Source organism: Stenotrophomonas sp. TWI1183 (assembly GCF_039673115.1).
GTDB lineage: Bacteria > Pseudomonadota > Gammaproteobacteria > Xanthomonadales > Xanthomonadaceae > Stenotrophomonas > Stenotrophomonas maltophilia_AA.
In genome coordinates, this window is the sequence record NZ_JBDJKZ010000037.1 from 1 (window position 1) to 776 (window position 776).

Here is a 776-nt window from a genome sequence, read left to right on the forward strand (position 1 = left end):
ACCGGCCTGCTGCAGGATCTGGGTGCGGGTCAGTTCTGCGGTTTCCTTGGCGAAATCCGTGTCCTTGATGCGGCTGCGCGACGCGGACAGGTTTTCGGTCGAGGTCTGCAGATTGGCCACGACCGAGGTGAAGCGGTTCTGGATCGCACCGAGGTCGGCGCGGGTGCTGTTGATCGATTCCAGTGCGTTGTCGACCAGCGACAGCGCCTTCTGGGCGCCGGCCACCGAGGAAATGTCCAGGTCGGCAACATTCTCGCTCTTGGCTGCGGTACCCGTGACCGCGAACGCCGCGTTCTTCGTGGCAGACCAGTCACCGGTAGTGTCATCCCATGCGGCATGCGTCAGCGCCACAGTGCCTGCGACGGTAGTAACGGCGGCATCGGCCAGATCACCGCCCGACTTCACCTGGGTCAGCGTGATCTTCGTGCCATCGTCACTGATGGTAGCAAGCACGCCCGTCTCACCCAATTTCGAGTTCACTGCGGTGACGGCGGCGCGGTTGAAGTCGGCTTCCGAAGCACCGGCAGCGACTTCCACTTTGCCCAGATCTACGGTGCTCACGCTGCCATCGGCACCGGCGACGCTGACCGTACCCGTGATCTGCGAACGTGCGGTCGGCGGGGTGGCGCCGATCGTTGCCATGGCGGCGGTCTTGAAACTGGAGGTGCCCAGCTTGTCGACGGTGGCGTCGACGACCTTGTCGATGGCGATCGCCTGACCGGCGTTGGCGCCGACCTGGAACAGCTGGCTGGAGAACGAGCCGTCCAGCAGCTTGG

The 776-nt window shown here is 64.3% G+C and carries 1 protein-coding gene; it reads right to left on the bottom strand.

The genetic code is table 11. The features are described from left to right. The coding region (locus ABE434_RS18795) for a flagellin (protein ID WP_346479868.1) at window positions 1-776 on the bottom strand (776 nt) is incomplete at both ends.